At 31.8% G+C, this 23,837-nt stretch carries 16 protein-coding genes; 4 read left to right on the top strand and 12 right to left on the bottom strand.

The features are described 5' to 3' along the window. Nucleotides 1-27 precede the first annotated feature (27 nt). From JOC86_RS11220 to JOC86_RS11170, 11 genes are all read right to left on the bottom strand, one after another. A complete protein-coding gene (locus tag JOC86_RS11220) occupies nt 28-3,015 on the bottom strand; it encodes an N-acetylglucosaminidase (protein ID WP_205172381.1) in 2,988 nt (995 codons plus the stop codon). Between the two features lie 403 nt (nt 3,016-3,418). Then, nucleotides 3,419-6,199, bottom strand: a complete 2,781-nt coding sequence (locus tag JOC86_RS11215; RefSeq protein WP_205172378.1) for a glycosyltransferase family 4 protein — start codon at nt 6,197-6,199, stop codon at nt 3,419-3,421. 85 nt (nt 6,200-6,284) lie between these two features. Continuing rightward, nucleotides 6,285-7,550, bottom strand: a complete 1,266-nt coding sequence (locus JOC86_RS11210; RefSeq protein ID WP_205172376.1) for a glycosyltransferase — start codon at nt 7,548-7,550, stop codon at nt 6,285-6,287. After that, nucleotides 7,547-8,209, bottom strand: coding sequence for an ABC transporter ATP-binding protein (locus JOC86_RS11205; protein WP_419096066.1), 663 nt, complete (start codon nt 8,207-8,209; stop codon nt 7,547-7,549). The genes JOC86_RS11210 and JOC86_RS11205 overlap by 4 nt, the downstream gene beginning before the upstream one ends. An 87-nt stretch (nt 8,210-8,296) precedes the next feature. Further along, entirely contained in the window at nt 8,297-9,082 is a 786-nt protein-coding gene (locus JOC86_RS11200; RefSeq protein ID WP_205172370.1) for an ABC transporter permease, read from the bottom strand. A 200-nt stretch (nt 9,083-9,282) separates the two neighbouring features. Next, nucleotides 9,283-10,563 (bottom strand): nucleotide sugar dehydrogenase, encoded by a 1,281-nt coding sequence (locus JOC86_RS11195; protein ID WP_205172367.1) that lies wholly within the window; start codon nt 10,561-10,563, stop codon nt 9,283-9,285. Between the two features lie 175 nt (nt 10,564-10,738). Then, the gene (locus tag JOC86_RS11190) at nt 10,739-11,953 is read right to left on the bottom strand and encodes an alginate O-acetyltransferase AlgX-related protein (RefSeq protein ID WP_205172354.1); all 1,215 of its coding nucleotides are present in this window, start codon (nt 11,951-11,953) and stop codon (nt 10,739-10,741) included. A gap of 12 nt (nt 11,954-11,965) precedes the next feature. Continuing rightward, on the bottom strand, nt 11,966-13,384 hold the full coding sequence (locus JOC86_RS11185; RefSeq protein ID WP_205172351.1) for an MBOAT family O-acyltransferase: 1,419 nt from the start codon (nt 13,382-13,384) through the stop codon (nt 11,966-11,968). Between the two features lie 192 nt (nt 13,385-13,576). Further along, nucleotides 13,577-16,264, bottom strand: a complete 2,688-nt coding sequence (locus JOC86_RS25165) for a glycosyltransferase (RefSeq protein WP_205172348.1) — start codon at nt 16,262-16,264, stop codon at nt 13,577-13,579. Beyond that, nucleotides 16,257-17,348 (bottom strand): methyltransferase domain-containing protein, encoded by a 1,092-nt coding sequence (locus JOC86_RS11175; RefSeq protein WP_205172345.1) that lies wholly within the window; start codon nt 17,346-17,348, stop codon nt 16,257-16,259. Before JOC86_RS11175 ends, JOC86_RS25165 begins: the two co-directional genes overlap by 8 nt. 39 nt (nt 17,349-17,387) lie before the next feature. Then, nucleotides 17,388-18,662 carry an accessory Sec system protein Asp2 gene (locus JOC86_RS11170; RefSeq protein ID WP_205172342.1) on the bottom strand — a complete coding sequence of 425 codons (1,275 nt, stop codon included), beginning with the start codon at nt 18,660-18,662 and terminating at the stop codon, nt 17,388-17,390. 402 nt (nt 18,663-19,064) lie between these two features. Between JOC86_RS11170 and tagU the strand changes: the two genes are divergently transcribed. From tagU to JOC86_RS11150, 4 genes are all read left to right on the top strand, one after another. Then, complete coding sequence (gene tagU / locus JOC86_RS11165; RefSeq protein ID WP_205172339.1) at nt 19,065-20,000, top strand: polyisoprenyl-teichoic acid--peptidoglycan teichoic acid transferase TagU; 936 nt, start codon at nt 19,065-19,067, stop codon at nt 19,998-20,000. Between the two features lie 253 nt (nt 20,001-20,253). After that, the gene (locus JOC86_RS25160) at nt 20,254-20,451 is read left to right on the top strand and encodes a sigma-70 family RNA polymerase sigma factor (RefSeq protein WP_205172323.1); all 198 of its coding nucleotides are present in this window, start codon (nt 20,254-20,256) and stop codon (nt 20,449-20,451) included. A gap of 76 nt (nt 20,452-20,527) precedes the next feature. Beyond that, entirely contained in the window at nt 20,528-20,926 is a 399-nt protein-coding gene (locus JOC86_RS11155) for a DUF4309 domain-containing protein (protein ID WP_205172320.1), read from the top strand. Nucleotides 20,927-21,269: 343 nt separating this feature from the next. After that, complete coding sequence (locus tag JOC86_RS11150; protein WP_205172317.1) at nt 21,270-21,443, top strand: hypothetical protein; 174 nt, start codon at nt 21,270-21,272, stop codon at nt 21,441-21,443. Nucleotides 21,444-21,629: 186 nt separating this feature from the next. On the opposite strand, the gene JOC86_RS11145 is transcribed toward JOC86_RS11150, so the two are convergent. Next, entirely contained in the window at nt 21,630-23,627 is a 1,998-nt protein-coding gene (locus JOC86_RS11145; protein ID WP_239587526.1) for a penicillin-binding transpeptidase domain-containing protein, read from the bottom strand. Nucleotides 23,628-23,837: the final 210 nt, after the last annotated feature.

The following is a 23,837-nucleotide window of genomic DNA, read 5'->3' as shown; positions in this document are numbered from 1 at the left end:
AAAAACGGTCAATGAGACCGTTTTTTACTATTTATCTAAAAATCTCGGAATATTTAAATACAATATATAGCTATTTAATTGACTGTAAAGACTTGAGATATGCGCTGTTTGCTTATATGCCCAGCCAATATCCGTTGCATACTGGTGAGTAGCAGGTAACGCAGGGTTCCATCTCATCTCATATAAAGTATCTTGTTGATAATCAGGATTGTGAATATATGTTTCTCCAATAAACTTAGCCCCTCCAATTATGGCCGCTTCTGGAGTAAACCACTCCTGCTTATAAGCAAATTCTGCTCCGTATTTTAGTGGATCAGAGTCATAGGCTCCAATTCCATACATGTTATAAACTATTCTTTCAGGAACAGGTTTTCCATCTACCTCATTTACTTTAATTCCTGTAGCTAGTTTAGAAGAGCCATTTCCAGTTTCCAATAAAGCATGGGATACAAGGTACACCTCATTAATATTATATAGGGAACTTCCCATAATAAATGCTTCTCCTCTACCATGAAGTATTCCTTTGTTAGTGAGTAATCCATTTATCTCAGAAACTGGTAATCCTGCATTTCTAGATAAAACTAAGAATTGAAGAATTCCTCTAGAATCATCATAAAAGTTAGATGCATCTAAATAGTGCAGAATATCATCATCTTCAGCATTAACCCAGGTTTGTGGGAGTCTCACTTTATACCATCCATTATCTTCTTCTCGAAGAAGGGTAAGAGTACTTCCTTTAGGAGTAATCATATAGGTAGTTGTTCCACTTGTGGTTGGACCACTTCGAATTCTTAAATTATCAGTAACTGTTCCTGATTTCGGATAACTCGTACTTGAGGTTGTTTGTATATAATCCCCTGAAACGTAACCTATATCATAAAGGTCAGTTTGAGGATTTACAGCTTTCTGTTTCTCTAAAAACTCATCAATAGAAATATCATAATCAGTGTATTCAAACTTTTTAATTACACCAGCAATGGTGTTTTCTTTTTTCACCCAGCCAATCCGATCTGCTAGAATAACTCCCCAATAGCTCGGTGTTTCATCAGCTATATAGTAATGTTCACCTTCTAATATAGTTCCAAAATGAATTAATGGACCTGATTTAGTATTGTCATAAACCGGAATATTCTCTGTAGCTGCAAATTCTCTTAAGCTATTTTTCCAATTAGTATTTTTATTAGTCAAAGTTGTCCCTGAATCTGGTACAGTATTATCCTTGGAAACATAAGCAAAAAAATCACTATATTGGATTTGATGCCAACTTGTGTAATCTCTTCTTCTAGGATATACCTCTCCAGCCTTTAATATTCCTACCTGCTTTAAAGAACCACTTCTGTTGTCATAAACTGGTGTATCTTTTCTAACTTTAAAATATTTATCTTCGGGTAAAAAATTCCCTTTAACATCCGATTTCCTTACAAAGCCTACTAGACCAGAAATTAGTATTCGATACCAGTGTTCACTTTCATTTACAACTTGGTATTTAACACCTGTTTTAAGACTAGCAAAAGGCACAAGCCCCTCTGGTTTAGTATTATCATATACTGCTACATCGTTCTCTACTAAAAAGCTTCTTACTCCATTAACATACTGGTTATTTAAGTTGGTAATATTATTTCCGTCAGATGGAACCGTTGAATCTATGTGAACAAAGGCGGTAGATCCATTAAATTTTATTTCATGCCAATTTGTATAACCTCTTGTTCTAGGATACTCTCCTTTATCTAAATACCCTACTTCAACAAGTTCACCATTTCTTTTTTCAAATATAGGTTGGTGATCCTCAGTTACTCTAAAGTATTTATCATTTAGTGTAAATTCATTAGGATCAGAAATGTTAGATAGATTTTCAGCCCCAGATTTCTTGATAAATCCAACTCTGCCAGAAATTACCACACTATACCAGCTAGTATATTCTTTTATATAAGGAAGTTTAATACCAGCCTTAAGGGTACCAAATGAAACTAAAGAGCTACCAGTATTGTCATATACGTCAACAGACTTAGTTGTTTGTATTTCCCCTGTAAAGGATTGACCATTCGTTTGATTTAAAAGACTCTTGCCATCACTTGGAACGGTTCCTTCTTTTGGAACAAAACGGGTAGAATCACCAAATTGGATTTCATGCCAACTAGTATAATCACGTGTTCTAGGATATTCCTCACCTTGAGATAAATATCCTATAATTTTCATTGGTGTAAAACTATTATCATATATTGGGACACTTTCCGTTGTCACTGTGAAAAAATTATCATCTGGCTCAAATCGTACAGTATCTGATTCATCAGAAGTTGAAGTAAATGATAGAGTTCTTTTAGTATCGAATGTAGATTTCTGCTCATTCAGTTCAGCAGGTTCATTGTCAATTATTTTTTCATTCGGTTGTTTAGCAGTTGACTCTTCATTTTGATTTTCCGATGGTGTTAATTCAGTACTACCTTCTTGTTCAACAATTGAGGTATCTTTATTAGCATTTTCATCATTTATATCTGTAACATTTTCATTTTCTATTTCATCAATGCCATTGGAATAAAGACTCAAATACTTCTCATACTTTGAACGATCTACGAGAAATTTCTGATCACCTATCAAAACATAAAAATATTCTTGATTAAATAGAAAAACTTCTAAAGAGTTTCCAATTTTAATTTCTCCAACTATTTCTTGATCAATATTCATAATTTGAATAGATTCATCTTCAGTATGTATCATACCTAGTGCGGTTTTTTCTTCCTTCAAAGGTTTTTCTTCTTCAATGACTTCAAAAGCAGAAGTAGTGATTAATATTTCTTCATTTCCCCACTGTAATACAAAACTCTCATCAACAGAAACCTTATTAGAATAAAGAATTACATTTTTATATATTTCCCCCAATTCTTGACCCTTGGTTGAACTTATTATAATGTCTTCTGTTAGTTTGATTGCCTTATATAAATCTTCCTCAGAAAAAGCACTGCTTTTACTTGGTAATAGGGCTAATACTTGAAATAAAACCACCATACAAACAATCATCTTGATGAGAAAGCGGTAAATTTCAAACTCCTCCTTACTTTTATTTCATATTTATTGCACATTTATTATCTTATTTTACAAAGTAGAACAATACAAGACAAAATTCCCTATTTTTTTTAAAAAGTGAAACAACCTCAAATTAATTAAAGATATTACATTTACTAAAAGCCTGCAATACAAGGTAGTCCAAACTCTTTTGTCAAAGACATCCAAACGGATATCAGGTGAAAAAGAGATAAATTTTTTCGAAACTTACTTTTTATAAAAACAAAAAAGACTGTCAATATTGTCGACAGCCTTTGAGCTAAAGCATTTATCGATCTAGCTTATTATATTTTTTACACTACCCTTTCACAATTTAATTTACCAATTGTTTTATCGAATTTATACACTAAAGATTAAGTCAAATTAATTTATAAACTTTATTATATTTTTTAATTAAGGTATTCCAGTCACGATGTTCAATTACCCATTCCCTTGCTTTTCTCCCAATATCTAAGTTATACTTCGCCTTTTTCATACAGTAATATAATGATTCAACATTTTCTGACTCAAATTTCAACCCATTTTCATCTTCTATAACCATTTCATTTAATGCTGGAATATCACTTACTATAGAAAGCTTCCCCATAGCCATAACTTCAAAAGGCTTTAAAGGAGTGACTAAAGCACACACTTTTGCTTTTGTCCTAGGAAAAGGAAAGACATCTATAATTGAATAATACTTCTTGACTTCAGTATGTGGAACTCTACCAACAAAAGTAATATTCCCATGCAAATCAAGATCTCTAGATAAATTTTTTAAATCCTGAAGTGCTGGTCCGTCACCAACTAATATAAAATGAAAAGAAAATCCCTCATCTTTAAGGACCCTCAATGCTTTAAATGCATAATCAATGCCTTCGTAATGGGTAACACTTCCTATAAACCCAAACACTAGTTTATCTTTTAATTTGAATTTTCTATTCAACTCTTCCTCCTTCGGAATTGGTGAAAAATACTCTGAATCAACACCATTTGGAACAATTGATATTTTTTCTTTAGGAATCCCTAAGTCAATTAATTTTTTAGCCAAACTCTCTCCTATTGCGACAACCTTATCTGCAAGATGACAACAATACAGTTCATATTTTTCATGTAATTGATATCTCTGAGATTGATCAAATCCTTCTATCTTACTAGAGGTAGTATCATGCCAGAATCCTCTTACTTCATAAACGCTCGGAATTTGATATTTGTTAGCTACCATTAATGCAGGTAATGCATTTTGAAAGTTTGAGGCAGCATGGACTAGTTTCGGTTGAACTTTTTTAAGAAATTGAGCAAATTCATCAGCATAAGCATCGAAATATACACTTAGAGGAACTGTATTTAATACTATCCCTTTATGGTGTAACCGATAGTGTTTTATACCGTCATATATTGTATATTCCTTAGATGCTGAATCTTCATGGGTAGACCAGCCTAATTTGGTCACGACTATTGGTTCAATATCTAAATCAAGTTGATGTTGGACTATCTCTCTACTTCTAATTGTATATCCATTAATCTCAGGCATAGATTTATTTAAAACGTGAATAACTTTATTACTTGACGAGATAGTGTATTTTTTGTTTGGAGCCCATGTCCAATTCTTTTCTAATAGGGATAATTCATCTATTGCAATTTCATATTCATTCACTAAAAGATTACCGGTTATCTTTTTAAGCTTCTTTAAATAAAATAATTTCTGTTCCAAATTCCCCAGCCTATGATGTATACTTACCAGTCTTTTAAAAATCATGGGGTTCATTGGCGATGCAACCAAAGCTCTTTCGGAAAGAATCAATGATAAACTATATTGTTGCATACTGTAAGCTATATCAGATAATTTTAAAAGTGCTTTGCGACTAACTTTTTCTACACCTATTAATCGGTCTATGGCCTCTCTATTAGGCTGATTTTCGATTATCCATCTTCCTTCTAAAAGAATTCGGTCCTTAGGCTCTGATATTGACGACAATATCGTAAATAAAGTTTCCTTACCAATTGGAATTTTACCTTCTATCTTAATGATTTTTCCATAAAGATAGTTCATTAAAATACTTTTAGTCTTCTCATTAAGAGAATTAACTTGTTTAACTAACAGTTCCAACTCTTTTCTTGTTAAATCAGATATTGAATAGTATTTAAACATTTCAACAATATGACTATTTGATTTTAAAACTTCCAATACTGTTTGATCTCTGAAATCAATAAATTTAGACTCAAACAACCTTCTATATGCTGTTTCTTGAATCTCTTTAAACGAATTTATGTTATGAAAACAATCTAGTATTAATCGTCTAAGTAAAGGAGATCTCTCTCCCTGGTCATATGCTTTAGTAAAATAAATTAATGCCTGATTATAGTTTTCATTATTTGCTAAGCGCACACCTTCATAAATTTTTTTCCATGTGGTTTTCTCATAAAACTTATATAATTTCTTTGAACCGATAGTATCATCCAATTCCATTATAAAATTCTTGTATAATTCCGGGCTACTTTCTATCCTTGAAAGTGAATGTATCAAGAAAATTTCATTTTTTAAAGGATCATAGGTATAAGAATTCTTCAATTTCACATTTATTTTTTCTAAGTTAGTAAAATCATTATTAGATTGGGACTTTTTTAATTCAATGAGTGCATTAATTTTATCCTTATATTTTTCTGATAGTATTTCTACCTGAATTGAGTCTATAAACTTATTAGCTATATCCGGATCTAGTTTAGTATACGCAAAGAATTGTAATTCCTCTAATTGATTTGTGGATAAATACTCACTTAAATTTACTTTTTGGGACAATTCAATTAACTTTTTTACTTTTTTTAATTTATATAAAACATTTATTTTAAACGATTGCAATTCTGTAGGAGTAGAATGGATATTTTCTAATTCCTCAGCTGCTTTAAATAGGTTTCCTTCTACATAGTGGATTTGTGCAAGCAAATAATATCTTTCGACAGGTTTTATTGAAACAGCCCTTTTCACAACTTTACTGAGTATGAAAGTTTTGTTATACCTTTTTGTAATGCTAATAAATCCCTTCTGATCAGAAAATCTTTTAAAGTTCTTTATGTATGCTCTAAATAAACGATTTTGAATTGGTTCTGAATCGATAAATAAACTTATTAGTAATGCATACTTAAATATAATCAACCTCATTGTTTAAACCTCCTTATGCAACAAAAAGGAAAGCTACCGCTTCCCTTCTCATTAAAAATAAACATATTTGTTAATAAAATCCAATTTAGGAATTAGCCTTTTCTGTAGCTAATAAAGAACGGTATAGAACTACCAATTTATTTTTTTCCACTTCCCATGTATAATATTTAGACTTATCAAGACAATTATTTTTGAAGAAGTCATAATTTTCAAATACCTTTAATACGGCAGCACTTATTGCTTCAGGGGTTTCTTCTGTACACAAACCCGTTTTTTCAACCTCCACTACATAGCTTTTCCCAGGATGATTAGAAGCTACCGTCGGAATTCCTGCAATCATGTATTCAAAAATCTTATTGGGAGTGGAGAAGTAATTATTTCTACTTGTATTAAGATACATAACTAGACCAATATCTGCTTGTTTTGTAAATTCAAGAACTTTTGAAGATGGAACTTGTTCATGAAAGAAAACTCGATTATTTAACTTTACATCGTTTACTAGCTCTTTCAATTGTTCAACCAATCTTCCTTCACCCATTAGAATTAACTTGTACTGTTTAGGAAGAGATTTAAGTGATAATATGCTCTCTTCTATTCCCCTTTCAGGATTCAGTCCACCTTGATATAAAAGAATAATATCACTTTGGTCTAATTTGTACTGTTTTCTAAAATAATTCTTTTCAATTTCACTATGAATACCTATATTGCTAATAGGTGTATTCTGTATTATAGTTATTGGAATATCTCCATACATTTTGACAAATTCTTCTTTAACAAAAGGATTTACTACAATTAAATGGTTTATTCTCCTTATCATTTTTTTTTCTAGTTGATATCCATACCACCGATCTAATCTATTTCTTCCAGCCATTTCATTAAATAACTCGTGGGAGTCATAAACTAGTTTTGCATTAAAATCTCCTGAGAGTTTCACCCCAGTTTTAAGTGTATTTAAATCATGACAATGGATCACATCTACTGGAAGATCACTCTCGATAATGGTTTTTTTAGATTTAGAATAAAATTCTTGGTAGGAGATCACATCTTTAATTAGTTTGATTAATGGAATGCGAATTAATTTTATTAAATACTTTTTTAAAGTACCTATTAATTTGTTTTTATCGTTATTTGAATTCGATTGTTTTCCAAATTTATACTTAGCTTTTTTAGATGTAATAGCAACTTTAATTATCTCAATTTTTGAATGAATTATATCGTCTGGAATTTCGTCATACTCTTTTAGACAAATTATTCTAACCCGATAGCCTTCATCAGCAAGGGAAATTGCTTCTCTTTTTACTCGTGCATCATAGTATATATCTTTAAAGAGAAGCATCGTCACATGATTCATTGCTTTTGTCCTCTAATTTCCCTCATAAACTGTACATATTTAGGTACAACTTCATCAACAGTTCCTATCTCCTTCTGCTCACCTAAATGAATCCAAACCACTCTATCACAAATCTCCCGGACCAAACTAGCAGAGTGAGTTACTAATATTACAGTACGGTTTTGCTTTATTTTTTCCAAAATAGCATCTTTACTCTTATCCCTAAAGGATTGGTCACCTACACCTAACACCTCATCAATCAACAGAACATTAGGGTCTATGGTAATGGCAATAGAAAAAGCTAACCTAGACCTCATTCCAGATGAATATGTTCTAACTGGTTCGTAAATAAAATCACCTAGCTCCGAAAAATCTACTATTTCATTCATTTTCTCATCTATTTCACTTTTTGTTTGACCTAATAATAACCCATTTAAATAAATATTCTCTTTACCTGATAAATCTGGTTCAAACCCAGCACCGAGTGAAAGTAAAACCGGTAGATTCCCTTTTACATCAAACTCACCCTTATCTGGAGTAATTAAACCACTTAGTATTTTTAATAACGTACTTTTCCCAGATCCATTTCTTCCAATAACTCCAAGAACCTCACCTTTTTGAACTTCAAAGTCAAGTCCTCTTAATGCCCAAAACTCTTTCTTTTTTTCTTCTTTTCTTATTGCCCTTTTTAAATTATTTATTATTCCTTCGGTTTGTCGTGGATATGAAACCCAAAGATCTTTTAGTTTAATCACTGGTTCAGACACTTATATCACCTTCGCGTACTGATTTTCATACTTAAATAAAAGATGGAGCGAGATATTTAACAATATGACTGAGAAAACAATCATTGCCCCAATCAGGAGCCATAACGGTTGATCACCGTGAATTAAAATACTCCGATACGATTCAATAAAAGTAGTTAATGGATTTAGATAAAATAGGTTAACCAAATTACTTGGTACAGAATCCAATGTAAATAAAACTGGAGAAAGGTACATTAGCATCCTTGCTATGTACTGCATCATATTTTTGATGTCCTTAACATAGATTCCTAAATGGGCAAATAACACCATAAAAGGGAGGATTACTAATGCATGTAATAGAATGATCAAAGGAAAATATAACACTGTTATACCTAAATCAACACCATAAAAAAACAGGAATAACAATAACACTATTGCACTTATTGAAAATTTCACTGTATTTACAAGAAGCCTAACAATTATAAATACAATTTTTGGTACATAGATTTGTTTTATAATCCTGCCCTTTCCAGATATAGCTGAAGTACCTTCTACTAAGCATGATGTAGTCCATTTTAAAGGAATTAAAGCAGTAAATAATATGATAGGGTAATCAGGACCACCTCTACCTAAAATAACATGAACAAGCAAATAAAATATGGCCATGTATAAAAGAGGATCAAGGATCCACCATATAAACCCTAAATAGGTTCTTGAAATGTTAGTTTTCAAATCAAAAACTGTAAGGTATCTTATCAAATCAAAATTATCTTTTATTTCACTATAAAATTTTTTGTAAGCATTCATAAAAAAATCCCCTAGCATAATGTGTGTTTACCCTACAACTACTTCATAAAAAAACATATTAATATTAGCACAGTTTTTACATAATCTGCGCATCGTATATATTAATGTTATGTAACAATAATATATAATCATCTTTCATCAAATGGATTATGATGTAAAAAAGGGCTGAAAAACTCAGCCCTAGCATATTAAAAATTTATTTAAGAGTAAACTTCTTTTTTATTATTTAATACATTGTGAATATTACCAAAGTTTGCATATACAAAATCATCTGATCGATTGGTTACAACATTCTTAGTATCAAAAATTTGTTTGTTGTCCATTTTCTTCATTGAAGAAAAGTCTAATTCTTTAAATTCGTTGTGATCGGTTAAGATTAACACTAAATCAGAATGATTAATTGCATTTTCTAAATCTTTTTCTACAAAATCTTTTTCAACATGAGGATCATAAGCCCTCACTTCATATTTTTTATCAGCTTTAAGAATATCATATATCTCCATTGCTGGACTCTCACGAATATCATCAACATTCCCTTTATATGTTAAACCGAAAATAGTAACGGTTTTTCCGTTAACCTTCTCCATTAACGCATTTACTTTTTCCACTACATACTGTGGCATTGAAGTATTGATTTGTCTAGCTAAGTTTATCATTTTTGCTGATTCAGGAGCACTTGCTACAATGAAATAGGGATCAACTGCAAGGCAATGTCCACCTACACCAGGACCCGGTGTATGCAAGTTAACACGTGGATGTTTGTTTGCCATTTGAATAACATCAAGCGTATTAATTTCTAACTCATTACAAACCTTTGTTAATTCATTTGCAAGAGCAATATTAACATCCCTGAAAGTGTTCTCCATCAATTTTGACATTTCAGCAGTTTTAGCATTTGTTTTTATGATCTCGCCTTTTACAAATGTCGTATAGACCATAGCACCAGCTTCTGTACATTCAGGTGTGATTCCACCAACAATTCGGTTATTGTAGATAAGCTCGTGCATTATTTGTCCGGGCAGTACACGCTCAGGACAATGTACCAAGAAAATATCTTTCCCTACAGTAAATCCAGCTTCTTCTACTAATGGCTTAACATGATCATCCATGCTACGTGGCCCTATAGTAGATTCAACAATAATCACGTTACCTTTTTGAACATATGGTAATACATTTTTTACAGCAGATAATACATAAGTTAAATCACATGATTTATATTCATCATCATTATTAGGCGTCGGTACAGATATAATAAATGCATCTGATTTTTCTGGAGTCATAGAAGCTTTAAAAGTTCCTTTTTTAATAACTTCATTCAAAGCCTCTTGTAAACCTGGTTCCTCTATATGAATTTTACCTGCATTTAATGAATCGATAACCTCTGATTTTACATCAATTCCTACCACTTCTACATCATGTTTAGCAAACATGATAGACGTAGGAAGACCAATATATCCTAAACCTACAGTACAAATTTTCAAGGGAATCCCCGCTTTCTATATTTTTTCTGTATAGGCTAAACTATTAAAAATAATATTTCTCAAATACCAATTAATAATTATAGCATGAACCAATGACTTTTCAATAATGTTAGTATAAATTTCAGTAATTAGAGATATTTTTAAACGGTTTGTAACATTTTAAAATGAAATTGATTTATTTTTTTCCAGGTTGTTCAAAATTATACATTTTCCCTCTTATATTATTGGTATTAAGGGTAATCAGAACTATATCATAGTCATTTTTTTCAAGGTAATCATACACTGACCTATCATAATTATACCTTGAATCATAAATAGTCGTATGGTGAAAATGATGGGCCATATGGAAAATAAGAGGGTTTGTATAAGAGTCTTTTAATATAAGAACTTTAAGGTCATTTTTACTTTCCTCATTGATAATGTTTAGTTCAGGGTAATTGTCTGCATATGCAGTGTGATAATTGAATTCCTCCAAATCATCTTTTACACCCGAAGCATAGATTTCCCTATTATCAGAAACCATATTTTTTTTGCTTACTTTTCCTTTATAAACCTTCAAATCCTGAAAGCTATAGTTTACTGGTGTAAAGTAACAAAAATCATCAATTGAAGTATCAATTAGTTTATAGAGGGACCTATTCCAGCTCCCAACAAATTTTTTATCTTTCTCACAAGTGTACTTATAATTCTCCTTATTATAATCTGTAGGTATTCCCTCATAAATACTTGACAAATTTTCCATTATCAATTGATACCCTTTAAATGCACCAAGCATATTCCAATGATGGTCTGTTTTCATATAAAATTCCTTAATTTCTTCATCACTAAATTTTTCATTCCATTTCCCAGAAATATCAATTAAATTTATGTTTTTTTCTTCCAATTTTGACATTAGATAATGATAATTTTCATTTCCAGTCCCTTTTGAAACGTACCAAGGTAGGGAACCAGTTGTTTCGTTGACCTTAGCAGGAAATGGCGAAAAATATAATTCACTATCTTTCTGACTGAGATAGTCCGAAAGCTCTTTAATATTTTTCGCAGAAATGTTTAAGTCTTTCTTTGCTAAACCTTCCATTGGTTTCCCTAAGATCCATCCATCATCCGTAACATGATATCCATTTACATACGTTTTATTTGACCTTAACTGCCACAATATAAAAGTCTTAACCCACTTATCACGTTGATAAAATTGATCGGTAAAATAGGTCTCATAATTTTTGAAAAATTCACCTGAAAAGATTTCATTCTTACTGATTGAAGGTCTTTGGGCAAGGGCTCTGTTTTCAAACTCTGATTTTTTATTATCTTCTTTTGTCACTGTAATAAAACCTAATGAAAAAATAATAATTAGAAATCCAAGACTAGTAATAAGCTTTCCTAATTTCATAATAGACCTCCTTTAAAAACGAAAGTAAATGAATGGATTATAAGTTGAATTAACAATGTACATTGTACAAACCAGCAGTAGAATTAAGTAAAATAAACTCTCCGAAAATTCTTTAATAAATAATAAACCTTTCATTTTATTCGAAAATTCATTTATTTTGTTACGAATAATTGGATAAATCGGCATACTAAATATTATTCCTAATAAAAAAACCATCCAATTATCCATGATATACAATAATGCTTGGGTATTATGGAAATCACCAGCAAAGCCAAACATTGTTTTAATATAATTATTCGAAAAAGCGAAGTTATCAGCCCTAAAGAAAACCCAGCCTATCATGACGATTAATAATACATATAGATGCTGTACTGGTTGCCAAGCTCTTTGCAATAATTTCTCCAGCCCGAACTTTTCTAAACAAATTATGAATCCATAATAAAAACCCCAAATCATAAATGTCCAGCTTGCCCCATGCCAAAACCCCGTCAAAGTCCACACTATCAAAAGGTTAAAGTAGACTTTCCAAATCTTAACCCTATTACCACCTAACGGAATATAAACATAATCTCTAAACCATTTTCCTAAAGAAATATGCCAGCGACGCCAGAACTCTGATATACTTTTTGAAATATATGGATACCGGAAGTTTTCTTCAAAGTCAAAGCCAAATAATTTACCTAATCCAATCGCCATATCACTATATCCAGAAAAATCAAAATAGATCTGTAAAGTATATGCAATAATACCTATCCAAGTCGTAGTAGTTGTCAATTCAGATGCTGGTAGTGAAAAAATTTCATCAGCTATTGCACCAAGAGGATTAGCAATTAGAACTTTTTTAGATAATCCTAATATAAACCTTTCTACTCCTTCGGAAAATTTCTCGAGGGATATAATCCTTGATTTTATTTGTTCTGCAACCGTTTTATATCTCACAATAGGGCCGGCAACGAGCTGTGGAAACAGAGATATATACAAAGATAGATCTAAAAAGTTTTTTTGAGCAGGGACCGTTTTTCTGTATACATCAATTACGTAACTCATTGCTTGAAATGTAAAAAAGGAAATACCGATAGGCAAGGGAATTTCTTGTAGATTATAATTTGTATTTAATAATGAATTTACGTTTCCAACTAAAAAGTTCGCATATTTGTAAAAACCTAGAATTCCTATATTTGTAATAACCGATAATATTACAATTAATTTCCTAATTGAAATATTTCGTGAATTCGAAATAAAAATACCAAAAAGGTAGTTCATAATAATTGAAAAAATCATTAAAAAAATATAAGTTGGTTCTCCCCAAGCATAAAAAAACAAACTAGCTAGTAGAAGTACTGTATTTTTCAAGAATCGCGGTGCAATAAAATAAGAAAATAATACAGCTGGTAAAAATATGTATAGAAACACTAGATTACTAAAAACCATATAACGGTACTCCTCTCAATTTAAAAAGAATTTTCTAATATAGTATGACATTATATAAAAACTCGTTTTATTAAGGAAGAACTTAGGATTAATTGTTATTATGATGATGTTAATTTTAATATCAAGAGAGGGGATTAACCTAGACAGTATAAATACTCTACTGTTTAAGTTATCCCCTCCTGTTAATATTCATTAAGAAATTTGTTCACTAAAATTAATTATTTTCTTGTATTCCTTTTTACTTGCAAGTTTTGCAAAACTCTCAATCATCTCATCATTTACAACTAAATAATCTTTATACATAAGGTAAATGTCATACAAGATTTCGATCGCCTCTTGTTCTTCTCCATCCTTTAATCGTGGTAGCCTCTTCATATACCAATGTTTAAAATAATAATTAAATCGTGTTTCCATATATGTCTTCATTAATCCTTGCTCTTTTAAGAATGGAATCCGATACTTTTCTAAAACTCTATACTTATTAAAAAACATTTTCGAGATACTATTAGTTACTGAACCAGTTACAGCTGCATAATAGAGATGAATATCTAAATCAATTGCTTTCACTATATTAGAATTTAACAGCAATTCGTGAAAGAAAAGTGTATCTTGTCCTCCTGCGTTCAATACCATTTTTATATTATTATTTCCTATAATCTCTCTTTTAACTACAACAGCTTGTATACTTTGAGCTTTCAGATTTGAATCTATTAAGAACTGTTTAGTGTTATTAATAACTGAATTACCTGCATAACCAATTACAGTATTATAGTAATTAAATTTTACACTCTTTCTATTATCTAATCGTGAAATATTTCCCACTACCATATCATATTGGCTACCTTTAATCGTATCTAATAATACTGCATAACCATCATTTACTGCTTCATTATCTGGATCTAGGTATGTGATAAAAGGAGCCGTGGATAATTCAAATCCCTTATTCCTTGCTCTTGAAGCACTTCCACTTCCATTGTCATTAAAATAGTAGGTTTTTACATTTTCATAAAGATTATCTAAACGCTTAACGTAGTCGAGTGTCTTTTGTTCTGCAGAACCGTCATCTACAAGTAAAATCTCCATATACTTAAAAATACTGCTTCTTTTTAAACTATTAAAGCATTTGTTTAATAAATGTTCCCCATTATTATAAATCGGGATAATTACAGATAATTCAGGATCATCTTTAACTTTAGTTAGTACTTGAGACTGCGAAACATTATATTCAAAAGGATCTATACTATATCCGTTAGGTAGACTTGTACCCTCTTCAAGGTTAATTAGTTCCTCTAATGTAAATGATTTTGACCAAAATACCGTTCGATATCTGTCCTTCATGATATCTACAAAATCGTGCTGCACACCCTCACATAATTGTTCACCATCATAGTAGCTATCCTTAGTTATATAATCTGAATCAGTATATTTAAATCCATTAACCATGTCTTGCAAATAAAATTCATCATACTGTCTTGAAGGGCTGAAATAAGCGATAATATCAAATTTATCTTTTACCTCTTGAGTAAACTCTTTTTCAATTATTAGTTCCTTATGTGCATAAGTTTGTCTATTATAAAAACCTTGAATGTCGTCATTCATTTCTTTGACGACAACTGCTACTTTCCTAATTGTCTTTTTGTTTGTAAGACCAATTCGCTCCATTAAAAATTCTAGGCGATCAAACGTTGTTTCACTTGTCATAACTCTTCGAATTCCATGTGATTGCTGTCTAAATATTTCTTCCTCATCATATCCGTTTAAAATTTCTTTTACTTCATTAGATTCATTAATTAAAAAGACATTTGGGAATTTATTGTTTACTCCAACACTATAATTAGACAAGATTAAATTACCAATTGCCTGTAATTCGTAAACACGATTAGCAAACATAGTATCACTATACTTAATTGAATTAAGGTTAATTGACCAATCAAAGAGTTTATGAAGTTTTTGTAAATACTCATGAGTAACTGATGGTGAAACATATGATAAATACATTTTAGGAAAGAAGTAATTCGAATTATTCAAAGAAAAGTTTCGATCAATAATTTTTAACTCTCTCCCCGACTCTAATACACCATCAAAGATCATTCTTGTTTCTTCTTGACGGTGCTTGTACTTCTCATACCACGATCCAGCAAAAAGAACTTCTTCTCTTTTTTTGTATTTTCTAACTCCAACAGGATTGTGATATAGCGGATTTACCCCAAATTCTAATAAGAATACATTTTCATTTTGGCAATCTGCTTTATAGTCTTCTAACTTTTCAGAAGCAGTAGTAAAAATATAATCACAATTTTTTGCAATATCGACAAACCTATCATAATTTACAGGATCTTCTTTTGAATAAAAAACTATCTTTGTTCCTTGTTCACGGAAAAATTGTATCATTCGATTTAGTTCATCACGCAGTTTTGTGTTTTTGGGATTTGCTAGACCTCTCCATTCCTCATCTAACCCTTTCCATGCTGAGGCGATTAAAAAAATATCTAGCTTTCCATCAAAATCTTTATAATTTTCCTTTGTAATAAAATTTATGTTAGCGATATTATTATAGGCTTGAAATAAAAATTCGTCGGCTATCATTCCTATATTGACATCTAACTTTTGATAGTATCTACTTCCATTGCTTTCCGGGATTTCATCAAGTAATGGTTTTACCTTTTCAAAAAAGGTTTTGTCAGAAATTTCATCTCGATATTTAAGGTATTCTTCTACTGTATATGTTTTTTGAAGCTTAGAAATTCTAATATAATCTTCTATTTCTTTACCAGATTTCAAAATATTTATTAATTCTCTTTCATTAGCGATTTGTTCTGAAAGTTGTTGAATTTCTGTTTTTACAGTTTCTAATCGCTGATCGATAAGCGTATTATTCACTCTTTTTCCCTCCGTGCATTCTCTTCTTTACATTCCAATATTTAATCGTAAGGCGACCGAGCTTAGAACGACTGAGGGCTTCATACTTGCTTATAAGTTTTTTATATGATTTCAATAACATCTCTTCATTCTTATAAGCATCCATAAGTTTTTTTTGAAATTGTATTTTCTCTTTTTTCTCATCAATTAACACTTGTTTTGTTTTTTGAAGTTCTAATAAGTTGTCCTCACTACTATAGCGAAGATTTGTACTTTCTTGATCACTGCCCACATTATATCTACTCTTTAGGTCTCTCATTAGTTGGTTATTTTCTTTAAGTGTTTTCAAGATTTCATTTTGTTGTTCTTCTTCATATCTCTTTATCTTTAGGAGATTCTCTTCCTTTTCTTTTTCTAATAAATAAATTTTCTTCTTCAGTTTTTCATTTGTATTCATCCATTCTCTTTCAATACCTTCAAAACTTTCTTCCAACCTTTGAAGCATTCCTATATTCAGTTGATTATCGGTTTGGTTGTTATCTTGTTTTTCCAAAATAATAGCAATCCATTTTCCAAAAAACTTTATTTCGGCAATATTAAATGATTTTTCTACTAAATCGTATAATCCAGAAAGATAATAAGTCCTTTTATGGTCAAAATAATCATTGATACCAAATGGAACTGTAATAATAATACGCCCTTCTTCATTTAAAATGGTATCAGCTTTTTTTACAAATTCATTTGGATTTGTTACATGTTCTAGTACTTCTCCGAATACAATTGTGTCATATTTCCTAACACCAAAGTCGTGAGTTATAAAGTTTATTAGTTTAAAGCTAACTAGGTCTTTTGTCGACTTTTCTTCTTTTTCAAGTGCTTTATTTGCAAAAGCTATAGACTCTTCTAAGATGTCAATCCCTAGCACTTCCTTACCGACTCTTCCTAAAATGATTGGGAGAATTCCTTGTGAGCATCCCACATCTAAAACTTTTTGACCCTTCACTTGATTAGCTACCCAATGTATTCGGTCTCTTACTTTTTTTCCAAACTTCGTTCCTAATTCATCATGATATGCTTCAGAAATGCGATCTAATGGTTTTTTCAAGTTTCGTACACTCCTAAAATAATATTCACATCTTAAGTTCTAAACAGTAATTACCTTAGAGCGATCACTATATTTCTCGCCGTTTTTTGGACGAATAAAATAGTGAATTTGGTATTTACCAGGTTCATTAATTGGATATTTAAGCTCCCTGGATTTCTGATACATAATTTTATCAATAACTTTATTATTTCTTCTCACGTAAAAGGCATACTCTAAATTAGTTGATTCTTCTATGTCAATACTGAAATTTATCGTATTGTTATTTATAGAGAATTCTGTTCCTTTCAGGATTGATCCATTAGAAACAAATTGTTTTGTTAAAGGTAGATTTAAAATACCATCTTGGTTTCTCTCTAATACAAACATAACATCTAATATTGCCGTTCCATTAAAATCTAATGACCTTAAATCAAATTCATATACATCTTTAATTTCACTTTCTGAAACATTAACGTTTTGATCTTTTACAATTAATTTTTGTCTATAGTTCGACGGGAGAGAATTCTCATACTCAATTCCGATTCTCCATTTTGTTGAGTCAACTTGAATTGTTTTTAATTCCTTTATTTTAATACCATCAATAATATCCAAAATATTTGTTATAAGGTAACTAGGAAAATGTTCCGCAATTTGACCATGACTTTGTATATTATTATCGATTTTTAAATTAAATTCTATTTCATGTTCATTAAGTTGTTCTATAAGTGGAACAATATGCTTTTTATACTGAATATCGTTTTCAGAAGTTAGAATTCTTAAATCATTACCAACGCCCGAATGAAGTTGTCTAAATAATAATTGATTTAGTGATTCAATTTCTTTCTCAGTTGGGCTTTTCCCAACCATATATTCAAATGTTTCTTCAGCAAATGCTTTGATATAATCGGCTATTCTCGTCTGAGGTGCGCCTGCAACTATATGTCCATAATTATATTTCAATCCATAATAAAGAGCTGCACTTCCACCTTTAGATGATCCTGCAGTAATAACATTTTCACGTGCAATTCCATTTTCTTGTAAAATATATTCTATTAGTTCGTTAATAGATTTTTCTAACCCAATGGTTTCTTTATTCCCTATATAATAAGAGCCCCTCGGACCATAATTATCTAAAATAAACAGTTTATTACAATCGATATTCCTTAAGGTTCTTATATAGTTATAAGTATGTTTCATATTTTCTTTTGCTTTTGTTTTTGGGATATTAAACCCCGAAAACACTACAATTAAATGATCTTGGTTTACATTACCCGACTCAAACACATAATTTATAGGAAGGTCTCCCTTAAATACTTTCTCATCAAATTTAAACAAACTATCAACTCCAGTATAGTGATGGTTTACTTTTCGAATTTTCCACTTTTTATACTATTTCTATCTATGTTCCTATATTAAGGTATAATAAAAAAACTTGAAAGTAAACGTCAATTTTGATTTATAAAGCCTTTTATAATTGAAAAAATAGGGTTTTTTCATCACTATTAATTCCTGATTAAAAAGAGATTAAAAGAATGACACTTTTATTAATAAATGATAGATTTAATTTCTACACTAATAAAGGTTCAAAATTCTTCAACGAAACTATAGACCTATGTCGATTTAATTCCTTTATGTAAAAGTTAAGAATTTTTTGCTTAATTATAGGATTTTAGTATGGTTAATTCGAATAATTTGGTATTCTAGTAAATAGATCTATTATAATGAGAGGATAATAAAATGAGAGCAGACAAACATAAAACAAAGAAAAAAACATGGTTAAAAATCCTACTTATGTTTTTAGGATTATTTATAATCGGCGGAGCTGTTTACGGATTCACTATATACAAATCACTAAACAATGCCGTTGAAACAATGCACTCTCCAATTGACCGAGAAAAATCTAATAAAAGAGAAAATGATATTAAATTTAAAAATAAAGACCCATTCTCCGTACTACTCTTAGGGGTTGATGAGAGAGAGAATGATACAGGTCGATCAGATAGTATGATCGTATTGACAGTAAATCCAGAACACAAGTCTGTAAGAATGCTTAGTATTCCACGTGACACTCTAACAGAGATCGTCGGTAAAGGATCTAAAGATAAGATTAATCATGCCTATGCATTTGGAGGTATAGGCATGTCGATGGATACGGTTGAAAACCTATTGAATATACCTATTGACTATTACGTTCAAATTAACATGGATGGATTCGAAGACATTGTTAATGCCGTTGGTGGTGTAACAGTTAATAATGACCTTAATTTTTCTTATCAAGGTTATAACTTTCCAGAAGGAGAGCTAACATTATCCGGAAACGAAGCTCTTGCTTTTTCCCGTATGAGAAAAGAAGATCCTCGTGGTGATTTCGGACGTCAATTGAGGCAAAGAGAAGTAATACAGGGGGTCATCCAAGAAGGGGCAAGCCTATCTAGTCTATGGAATTTCGATAACATCTTTAAGGCACTTGGTAATAATGTTAAAACAAATCTTACTTTTGAAGAAATGGTAGATATTCAAAAGCACTATAAAGCTGCTTCAAAAGACATTGAGCAGATTCAGATTGAAAATGGTTCGGGGACAAAAATTAATGGGATTTATTATTATGTAATTCCTGATGAGGAATTAAGCTCCATACAAGCGACTTTAAAAGAGCATATGGAAATAAAATAAATTTTAATTCAAAAAGCAGCTTGATCTCGAAAGGTCAACTGCTTTTTCATTTTTTATTCTATTTCTTTATTTTCTACTACACATTTCTCACTATACATAATATAAGCCACTGCTTCCCAATGAATTTTATTATTAATACTATGCTATTTAAAAAGATTCCTCTAGGTTTAAATCAATACAATTTTTGATTTTGAGACAAAAGTAGCTTTTGCTTCGTCTATAACACGGGAAGTTGAGGAAGAGGGGGAAATAGGTGGAAGACAAAATAAAGAATGAAGAATTAATAAATAACCACCCATCTAAAGATGTCACATTTGAGGCACTAATTGATCAGTTTGAATGGCAGATTACAAAATATGCCTATACCTATATGAAAGACTGGAGTACTGCGCAAGATATTACACAGGAGGTTTTTATCTCTATTTACAAAAGACAATGCAAAAATAAATGAAGAAACAGAAAGTGAAAATGAAAAAGAAAAAGAAAAATCCTCCAATGAATCGTCAGTAAATGTTGACGAAAATGAAATGGAAGAAGTAGAAACACCCATAGAACCGAATACACCGTCTGGAGATTATTCCTTTAGTTTAAGTTCTATATTAAATAAGAAAGAAGCTTTCTTTCAAGCTGCTAAAGGGGGGGAAATTTATAATACAGATTTTAGGTTGGGGATTATGTATGACGAAATAGAGAAAAAGTATGGTAAACCAGATGAGGTAGGGGTATTTTCAGAAGGAGGATGGGGAGCAAAATATGGGGATTACCATATTAGTACGGACTACGATAGGCTTTATCCAGTCTCTAAAATCGATGCATTGAATACTGATCAAACGACAATTAAACAGGTTATAAATAGTTTTGGAAAACCTTATTTTTATCCAGACTTCATGGGTGGCTTAATAAGTTGGATATCAAGTAGGAGATAACGCAATTCATTTCAGCACCAAAGGTTTACACGAAGTAAAATTTGAAGATAATAGCGAAAAAATTGTTGCTGTTGACGGAGATGCAGTTATTACAAAAGTTTCATTATTTCATCAAGAAGGCCATTCACTTCCTGGTCCTAATGATGTAAAATACTTAGATGAATTTTCATACCGTTTTCAAACTAAATGGTTTACTTCTACAAAAGAGGCTCTCGTTAAAAATAATGTTTTCCTTGATGCATCTATTGTTAGTCAAAATCATGATTTGATTTTTGAGATTTCCATAAAAGATGGAACTACTAAGGCCCAACTTGAGGAAATCAGTCATCAATTCCTACTCAGTATGACAAAACAGGCAAACAAAGATATCCAACAGACTATTCCAGATACCTCCATTTGGGATCGATATACTTACGAGATAAATTTCTATAAAGACAATAATGGTGAAAAAGAATATTTCAGCCATATTAGAGGGAATCAAACCATTACTGATCACGGATATCCAGCATGGGAGTAGATAATATTTTGGGAAGGTATTTTGAGTGCTTGGTTACATAAAACATTCTGTACGCTTTACTGCGATCGAGAACCGTCCCTCAGTCATCTAAAGTGATAAAGTATCGAAAATGTCTGTTTGATTCGATACTTTATAGGTTAAGTAAAAAGAGATTGACCTATCAGGCCAATCTCTTTTCCATTTCTGTTATTTCCAACTCTCATAAAACCTCTTCGTCACCTCAACTGTATGCGTACTCCCTCCACGCTCCGCCACATCTTCTAGAAGAATGGCTAGAACCATATTCGGATTGTTTTGGTCATAGGATACAAAGGATCCGTTCTCAGTACCGGTTGTGCCTTGTTCTGATTTTATCTCGGCTGTTCCCGTTTTTCCTGCGATGGCTTTTCCTTTCACTGCTGCTTTCCCGGCGATCCCTTCTGTAACCACTTTTCTAAAGTTTGTTTTTAACAATTCTGCATGCTCTTTTGAAAGGAGTTCTGTTTTCCATTCTGCACTTTTTTCACTGTCTAATAGAATGGGCTTCATCATCGTTCCATCGTTGATAATTCCGCAGTATGAGTTGGCTAGGTGAAGAACACTCATGAGAATTTCCCCCTGTCCAAAAGCAGAATCGGCTAGTTGGATTTCTGAACTTATTTTTCCATTATTAGAAACCTGAGAAGCGGTAATCGGGTATGTGAATGGAATTTCCTCACCAAACCCAAATTTCTTAAGGCCTTCCACAAAGTTTTTGTCACCGGTTTCTAAGCCGATTTGGGCAAAGTAGATGTTGTCTGAGAACTTAAGGGCACTCTCAAGGTCAACGGATGAGTCATTCGTGAATACTCTTGTGACTTTGTAATCTCCCCATGAACTGTCTTTTTGCCATTGTTTGTCTGGAATCGAGAAGGTTTTATTAGGATCTAATCCATTATTCAAAGCGACAGTCGATGTGATTCCTTTCATCGTAGAGCCTGGTGAGTAGGCTAATGAAAATCGATTGAGTAATGGCTTTTTCGGATTTTCTTCTAGTGCTTTATAACGAGAAGAGGAAATGCCAAGAACAAATTCATTTGGATCGTAGGAAGGTGTGCTGAGTAAACTCAATACTTCTCCTGTCTTAGGATGAATGGCTGTAGCCGTTCCAGCCTCCGTTTTCATTTGTTGATAAAGCGTTTTTTGCATTTCGGCATCAATCGTAAGTGTCATGTTCTCTCCGTCTTTTACGGGTATTTCCGTAATGGTCTCGGTTTCGCCATCTTCTTTTTCAATGTATATACTCTTGCCGCTTTGGCCTCTTAATTTTTCTTCAAAGAGTTGCTCTAGCCCTCTGATCCCTACTCTATCTTCTTTTGAGTAACCTTTATCTTTTAGTTTTTCGTATTTTTCAGCTGTCATATTTCCAAGATGGCCAATAAGATGGGCGGTAGCTTCTGCATAAGGGTATTCCCTTGCTTCTGTTTTTGGGGAAAGGACTCCACCTATTTTCACAATCTCTTCCACTTTTTCTTTTTGTGTTAGCGGGTATTTTTTTAATGGAACGAGATGGGATGGCTTCACCCATGATTGCCCCATTTGTTCTTGGATGTATTCTGGTGTTGTTTCTAATAACTTGCTTAGCTTGTCTAGATCTTTTTCGTTAAAATCCTGGGGAACCACTCCAATTTCGTAGGCTTGGCCATTGACGGCTAGCGGTTCACCATTGCGGTCGAAGATTTCCCCTCGTTTTGCTGGTATGGATCCAATTCGAACTTTGTCTCCTTCTTCCAGGTTCGGAAGGATAAAAGTCGTATCCCATTGGATATACCAATCTTCTTTGTCATCTCTTTTTTCTTTTGTTAAGGTTACTTCTTTTTCATAGTTAATTTCTCCCGCTAGCGTTTTCATTTCAATCGTAATCGGGAGTTTTACTTCTTCTTTGTCTTTGAAATCTTGGTCTTCTTGAGGCTTTTTATAGGTAACTTTTAAGTTATCAACCTCTAAGTCTTTGTAAAGGTCTTTGTATCTCTTCACGAAGTCTTCTTTTTTGAATGTGTCCGTTGTTGAAGATGTTAAGTAGCTATCATACATTTTCTCGAATTTCTGCTTGTTCCATAAATCGGTATATGCCTGTAGTCGATCATCCGGCTGCGGCTTTTCTTGGCAAGCAGAAAGTGCGAGAATGACGATCATGCTTGCAAGAAGAAACCATACTTTTTTCATGTAATTGTCCATCCCCTTCTAACTAGTATAATTCCAAATTATTTCACTAATTCAATGATATGCCACCTTTACTATAATTTCAATCTTCCTACCTAGGACAATAGCAGAATCGACAAATTCCGATAGATATCGGGTGGTGCCTGGCACGACCCGGATTTTCTTTGATTATTTAGACATGAGTTAATTTTAAATCTAATCTTTGATCGTACC

This window comes from Rossellomorea pakistanensis, from assembly GCF_016908495.1.
In the GTDB taxonomy this organism is placed as follows: domain Bacteria; phylum Bacillota; class Bacilli; order Bacillales; family Bacillaceae_B; genus Rossellomorea; species Rossellomorea pakistanensis.
The sequence above is the reverse complement of the archived record's forward strand: the minus strand, read 5'-3'. Positions and strand labels throughout refer to the sequence as shown.